The sequence below is a fragment of the Daejeonella sp. genome (assembly GCF_044232565.1).
In the GTDB taxonomy this organism is placed as follows: Bacteria; Bacteroidota; Bacteroidia; order Sphingobacteriales; family Sphingobacteriaceae; genus Daejeonella.
The window spans coordinates 1-2,595 of sequence record NZ_JBIILQ010000304.1; the positions used below are offsets into that span (position 1 = coordinate 1).

Sequence of the window (2,595 nt, forward strand, 5' to 3'; positions counted from 1 at the left end):
TAAAAATTATGTAACTAAAACAGAACTGGCCCTAATTGATATACTCGCTCACAATGATTGGAAACGTCCGATTTACTTTGCCATAACTGTCCCGGAGGATAATTATATGGGCCTAGGCGACTACCTATACAATGAAGGATTTGCCTATCGCCTGTTACCGCTAAACAAGATTCCTGTTAATCCTGAAGGTGAGAAAGCTGAACTGACCAATACCAATCAAATGTTCCAAAATATGATGACGAAGTTCAAATGGGGAAACATGAAAAATGCCACCTATCTTGATCCTGAATCAGTAAGAATGAGCTTTACCATCATTAATCACTTCAATATTTTAGCCGAAAACCTTTATCGCGAAGGGCGTTTAAATGAAGCAAAACAAGCTTTATTAAAATGTTTGGAGGTAGTGCCCGACAAAAACCACTCCCTGAATTTTACCATACGTAAATTTTACATGGCCGACCTGCTTTATAAATTGAAAGAACCTAAAAAAGCGAATGAATTGGTTTCAAATACTGCCGATTATATCGAAGATCAGCTAAACTATATTTCCGCCATTGCGCAAACAAAAGAAAACCTAAATACACGCGATATACAGCTTGGCGTCTATGTAATGACAGAACTTGCTAAGCTTACCGAACAAAACAATGAAAAAGAGCTCAACAAAAAATTACAAGACAGATTAAAAGCCATCGAATCAAAATTTGTAGGAGCTGGTCAATAAAAAGCCATTCCTCTGATACAGGATTAATAAATTTTTCTAAAAGCAACAAGAATTCTTGTTGCTTTTTTTATGCACTCATTTTCTCTTGATTAAATTAAGCCAAACATAAATTGCATCACCAGCAATAAATGCAGTGGATTGACTTGAAGGGCTCAACACCTATCAGAATAAATTCGGTACTCCCTTAATTGAAAAGTTGCGAACCGATCTCGTGAAAAATCAAAATTGAAGGCTTTATTGATAGCCAGAGTGTATGGATTACACAAAAAAAAAACACGACTCCACAAAAAATCCCGAATCCTGTTTTTAAACAAGATTCGGGATTTCAAAAGACTTTAAGGGTTTAGGTGCTAGGATTCTACAACTACTCCCATAGAACAGAACTTTTCAATCCGATTTGCTATAACCTGATCGATATCTTGTGACAAAAGCAATTTTAAATCTTCTGTAATCTTAGTTTGTATCGTTTTAGCCATTTCTTCCGGATCATGGTGAGCACCACCAAGAGGCTCCTTAATTATCCCGTCAATGAGCCTATTTTTATACATATCATCTGCGGTCAATTTCAAACAATCCGCAGCTTTTTCCTTGAAATCCCAACTTCTCCATAAAATAGAAGAACAAGATTCAGGTGAAATAACCGAATACCAGGTATGTTCAAGCATGTAAACCCGGTCTCCAATACCAATTCCTAAAGCACCTCCTGATGCACCCTCTCCAACGATAAAACAAAGAATTGGAACTTTAAGAACAGACATCTCTAGAAGATTTCTTGCAATAGCTTCTCCCTGACCACGTTCTTCGGCTTCAAGCCCTGGGTATGCCCCTGGAGTATCAATAAATGTAATAACCGGCTTGTTGAATTTCTCAGCCAGCTTCATGAGCCTAAGCGCTTTTCTGTATCCTTCAGGATTTGCCATCCCAAAATTACGATACTGACGCATTTTGGTATTTACCCCCTTTTGGTGGCCAATAACCATAACGGTTTGTCCGCCAATGCTCCCAAAGCCACCAACAATAGCTTTGTCATCTTTCACAGTACGATCGCCATGCAACTCAATAAAATCATCACAGATCATCTCAATATACGACAAGGTATATGGCCTTTCTGGATGCCTAGATATTTGAACATTCTGCCATCCGGTGAGATTAGAATACAAGCGGTGGCGAGTAGCTTCTAGCTTAGTTTCCAACTCGGTAACGGTGGCACTCATGTCGACCTTAGTCTTTTCAGAAATCTGCTTCACCTTTTCAATCTGCAACTCTAAGTCTGCAATAGGCTTTTCAAAATCAAATGTTGTACTCATTGGCTTTCTTAATGATCGGCTAAATTAGGAAAATTAAAGCTATCGCAAATAAAGCTTGCCTTAATATGATATAAATATCCAGCTTTTAGCCTTAAATATTCTTAATAGATTATAATACTTCAATAATCAACAGCAAATAAGATGTTTATCATTACAAAAATAAACACAATCAGGGTTTTAAATTCTTTAATTTTTCTTTAGCCATTTCCCAGGTATTGGGAGCCTTCTTTTCAAGCCCTGCTTCATTTATCATTTGCTGAAGGTCAGAGAGTGAATCAATAATGGATTCCGCATTAATTCCATCCTTTTTAAATTGAATGAGATCAAGCAGGATCGCTTTTCTTTTCCCATTCTCATCCGTAATAAAATTTATACCATCTATCATATTGAAAATTAACATAAAAAAAGGAATATTTTTATTTGCTAGACAATTTATTTGAAGACGTAAATTTCTTTGCCTCAATCTTTCTTGGTTTAATAAATAACTTTATTGTAATGTTTTGAGGATTGTCTGCATTCAGGGCAATCATGGGGATGTTTTTTTCTACTTCAACTTCAGGAGGAAGA

At 36.5% G+C, this 2,595-nt stretch carries 2 protein-coding genes and 1 pseudogene; 1 reads left to right on the top strand and 2 read right to left on the bottom strand.

The window, feature by feature from the left end; all coding sequences use genetic code 11:
• Positions 1-721 (top strand): annotated as a pseudogene (locus tag ACILQF_RS12440) (DUF2723 domain-containing protein); the annotation flags it as partial.
• A 350-nt stretch (positions 722-1,071) separates the two neighbouring features.
• Here ACILQF_RS12440 and ACILQF_RS12445 read toward each other — a convergent pair.
• Both ACILQF_RS12445 and ACILQF_RS12450 read right to left on the bottom strand, forming a co-directional pair.
• Positions 1,072-2,028 (bottom strand): acetyl-CoA carboxylase carboxyltransferase subunit alpha, encoded by a 957-nt coding sequence (locus ACILQF_RS12445; protein WP_395627722.1) that lies wholly within the window; start codon positions 2,026-2,028, stop codon positions 1,072-1,074.
• Between the two features lie 169 nt (positions 2,029-2,197).
• Positions 2,198-2,413 carry a hypothetical protein gene (locus ACILQF_RS12450; RefSeq protein WP_395627723.1) on the bottom strand — a complete coding sequence of 72 codons (216 nt, stop codon included), beginning with the start codon at positions 2,411-2,413 and terminating at the stop codon, positions 2,198-2,200.
• Positions 2,414-2,595 lie beyond the last annotated feature (182 nt).